Below are 3,212 nucleotides of genomic sequence, written 5' to 3' on the forward strand. Positions count from 1 at the left end.
GCCTCGCTCGCCCCGCACCTGCACGGCCCGGCCCTGGTTGAAGGTCAGTCCCGCCTACACGTCGCAACGGTGTTCCGCCTGCGGCTTCGTCTCGGAAGGCAACCGCGAAAGCCAAGCGGTCTTCCGAGGCAAAGCCACAGGCTGCGGACACGCAGAGCACGCCGACGTCAACGCGGCCAAGAACACCCGACACGCGGGCGGACAGCCTGTGGAGACCTCGGCGCTGGCCGGTCCGTGAAGCAGGAACCCGGCAGCCGGGCGACTGGCCAAGCTACCTGAAAAGGGAATCCCGGTCCTTCAGGACTTTGTTGGCGGATTCGTTTGATCACCCGTGGTGATCTTGTTTGGTCGGGCAGTCCGGTCGCGTTCGGTTCGACCCTCACAAGTCCTCGCACACTGCCGTCGCCGTCGATGCCGCAGGCCACAAGATCGGTCGGCGGAAGTTCGTCGTCAACGCCGGAACCTTCGGCCAGCTCATCCGGTGGTGCGAGCAGTGGCCCGAGCGAAGGTTCGCGGTCGAAGGCACCGGCGGCCTCGGACGGACCCTCGCCCAGCAGCTGGCCGGCGCGGGCGAGGACGTCGTTAACGTTCCCTCGACGCCGTCGGCCAGGGCTCGGCTGCTGGCCACCGCCGGTGACCACAAGACCGATCCCGCCGACGCGCTCCATGAATAGCGCCCTCCACATCATCGCCATCTGCCAGATCCGCGACGGCGGCCGCGGCCAGGAGTACTACCTCCGCAAGATCGCCGAGGGCAAGACGCCAGCCGAGGCCCGTCGGGGTGAATCGGCTGGTGCTGGTGTTGCCAGTGGGGGTGCCTGTCCACCAGACGTTCAGGCGGTCCTACGTTGTTGGTGGGTTGGACGGGCCGTCGTAAGGCCCAGAGGCCCAGAGACGCCGGTGGGAGGATGTCAACTGTGCTGTTCAACCCCCGTGGGCGTGGTGGTCGGTCCCGATCTCGATGTCTCCGCCCAGGGTGCCGCGCAGGTTGGTGACCAAGTCCTTGCTGCCGTCGGCTACCCACTTGCGGCCTACCAGGTAGTAGCCGCCGTAGTCCTTGGCCTCGTTGATCCATTCGCGTTGACCGCGGTCCGTGGAGAAGGTCACCAGGACGAACTTGCCGTCGCTGTTGGTGCAGATCGCCTGTCGGATCGTGTCCGTGTCGGTCTGGATGGCCGGCTTGCACTTGGCTTTTGCCGCCAGGCTTTCCAGGCTGCCGGTTGCCGTCGGCGGTACCTTCGAGGCCGCGTCACCGAAGCTGCAGCCCGCCAGCGCCAGCACGGCCATGGCGCCGGCCGTCGCAAGTATCAATTGCTTCACCTTCATCTGCTCCTCCGGTCGCTAAATTGCGCTGGCCCTCCCGGCGGCATGGAATTCCAGCATGCAGTAGAGGACATCGTGAAGACCGGCCTTCGCTGCAGCTGTGTGCGGCATTACTGTGACGCGCGGTACTTAAATCCTGGGATATACGGCTATACAGGTGCAGAAATATGCCGCTGGCGGGAAGGGGCCCGTTCCAGCTTCCGTTCCAGGTCGCCCAGGTCGACCACGCGGAAGGAGTTCAGCCGGCGGATGAGCTGCGATGCGAGGAGCGTTGAAAGGTCCGGGTGCCCATAGGGCAGCGGCTCGTCCGGGTAGGTCACGACTCTCACGCCGAGCCCGTCCGGACCGTAGTGGGTGCCGTGCACCCCAAACAGGGGAGCGTCCTGCGTGACGAGCACCATCGGAGTCTCCCGCAGATGGGGGCATAGCCTGGCGGCGGCGCGGACGTGCCTAGCGCACACCGGCGGCTGGCTTGTGACAACCAGCGTCCCATGCAGATCAATGTCCCCGGGCCCGGCGAGAAAGATGAAACCAAGGGAAGTCTGGGCTGGCCTGGCGCAGACCTGGCAGCGCATGGCCTGCATCGTCATCATTTGCCGGTACGGGTGCATCAGCTTCCACTGCGGTCTGCCCGTCGGCATCTTGTGTTCGTCTACAGGATTGGACGCGCATCGAGCGATCAGCACGCCGTGTCGGTCCCGGTCCTGGGGTCCTTCATCCGCGTAGTAGAGGAGGTGCTGGCCGCCAGACGACGTATGGATGAGCAGGGTTTCGGGGACGACTTCCTCGCCTTCTCTCTGAGTGACATAGGGAATCAGGCTTGTCGTGGTCGGCACGCGCACAGCAGGTGTCTGCTTCCTTTGTCTGTGTCCGGGACGAGTGATGGTTTGGTGACACAGCAACTTGATGAGAGAACCGGGAGAACGGGTAGCCGTCGCGGATGGTCATGGTGGCCGCATTACACAGGGCGATGCGCGACTGCCCGCTGAGCTCTAGGAGTTGCTGCTGAGCCGACTGGCCCCGAGGAGCACCAGTGTTCGGGGGACGGACGGTGTCGGGAGGCGTGGACACCACCATGGCGGAGCCGCCGCAGCTGAGTTCCGGCCCGGTCACCGCCGTGAGCTTCCCTGGGGCCCGAATTCCAGTCCGGCGATCGCACCGATTTCGGGTGAGGGCGTGAAGGGCTGTTGTGCGAGGACGAAGTGGTGGCCGATGGCCTCGAGCGGGTTGCGCTCGGGCGAGTCCAGGAAGCCGAGTTCGGCTTCCGTCGTGGAGAGGAGGTTGCGCTGACAGATGCGCGGAGCGGGGACCGAGGCAGGCAGTGACATGCTAAGTCCCGCCGGTTGACCAGGGTTTGCAGCACCCTGGTGAGGATGGTGGAGCCGCTGGGGGAGCCGACCGTGATCAGTGGCTCGCCGTGCCGGCAGACGAGCCTGGGCGACGTGCTGCTGCGCGGCCGCCTGCCCGGTCCTGGCGGATTGGGGTCGGGGACGTGCCCGGCGAGGGGGTGAGATCGAAGTCGGTGAGCGTGGCGAAGGCGATCCGGTAGGCCTCGAGATTGCGGTGCCGGGCCTGGATCTTGCTGGCAGGGGACAGGCGGAGGTCGATGAACGAGGCACGGTTTCGCGGCTTCACCTCGACGCGGTAACTGTCCCCGCCTCACGGCAGCCTGCCCGCTTTGTCTGGGCGCGGACATCCTTGCTGACGACGAAGTCCTTCTCCGCGATAGGTGCCGCCGGAAGCAACGCCTGTCTCAAAGCCATCGTGCCCCAACTGTCCAAGGATTCCTGCCAGGTGATGCCTCGAACGCGCCGCAGGCGAGGTTCGTTCCGCTCCGGCCCGTATCGCATCCTGGTTCGCCCGCCGAACCCCGCCACCTTCGAAGGTCC

6 protein-coding genes and 1 pseudogene are annotated in these 3,212 nt (G+C 65.8%); 3 read left to right on the forward strand and 4 right to left on the reverse strand.

The window, feature by feature from the left end:
* Together AB0N17_RS45795 and AB0N17_RS45800 are read left to right on the forward strand one after the other, a co-directional pair.
* Window positions 1-238, forward strand: a 238-nt coding sequence (locus AB0N17_RS45795) for a zinc ribbon domain-containing protein (protein ID WP_366017604.1), incomplete at its 5' end; no start/stop codon positions are given.
* 106 nt (window positions 239-344) lie between these two features.
* Entirely contained in the window at window positions 345-674 is a 330-nt protein-coding gene (locus tag AB0N17_RS45800; RefSeq protein ID WP_366017605.1) for a transposase, read from the forward strand.
* A 250-nt stretch (window positions 675-924) separates the two neighbouring features.
* Here the strand turns inward: AB0N17_RS45800 and AB0N17_RS45805 are convergent, their stop codons facing one another.
* From AB0N17_RS45805 to AB0N17_RS45820, 4 genes and pseudogenes are all read right to left on the reverse strand, one after another.
* Window positions 925-1,326 (reverse strand): hypothetical protein, encoded by a 402-nt coding sequence (locus tag AB0N17_RS45805; protein WP_366017607.1) that lies wholly within the window; start codon window positions 1,324-1,326, stop codon window positions 925-927.
* A gap of 146 nt (window positions 1,327-1,472) precedes the next feature.
* Window positions 1,473-2,165 (reverse strand): hypothetical protein, encoded by a 693-nt coding sequence (locus tag AB0N17_RS45810; protein ID WP_366017608.1) that lies wholly within the window; start codon window positions 2,163-2,165, stop codon window positions 1,473-1,475.
* A gap of 267 nt (window positions 2,166-2,432) precedes the next feature.
* Window positions 2,433-2,651: a hypothetical protein gene (locus tag AB0N17_RS45815; protein ID WP_366017610.1), complete on the reverse strand. Its 219-nt coding sequence runs from the start codon at window positions 2,649-2,651 to the stop codon at window positions 2,433-2,435.
* A 62-nt stretch (window positions 2,652-2,713) separates the two neighbouring features.
* Window positions 2,714-3,019, reverse strand: a pseudogene (locus AB0N17_RS45820) (hypothetical protein); the annotation flags it as partial.
* A 2-nt stretch (window positions 3,020-3,021) separates the two neighbouring features.
* Here AB0N17_RS45820 and AB0N17_RS45825 point away from each other — a divergent pair.
* Window positions 3,022-3,212 (forward strand): hypothetical protein (locus tag AB0N17_RS45825; protein WP_366017609.1); only part of this gene is annotated, 191 nt, incomplete at its 3' end.

This window comes from Streptomyces sp. NPDC051133 (genome assembly GCF_040682635.1).
In the GTDB taxonomy this organism is placed as follows: Bacteria; Actinomycetota; Actinomycetes; order Streptomycetales; family Streptomycetaceae; genus Streptomyces.

Excerpts from the sequence above, each read along its gene's own strand:
- AB0N17_RS45805 (WP_366017607.1), bottom strand. The coding sequence starts at position 1,326 with ATGAAGGTGAAGCAATTGATACTTGCGACGGCCGGCGCCATGGCCGTG.
- AB0N17_RS45815 (WP_366017610.1), bottom strand. The coding sequence starts at position 2,651 with ATGTCACTGCCTGCCTCGGTCCCCGCTCCGCGCATCTGTCAGCGCAAC.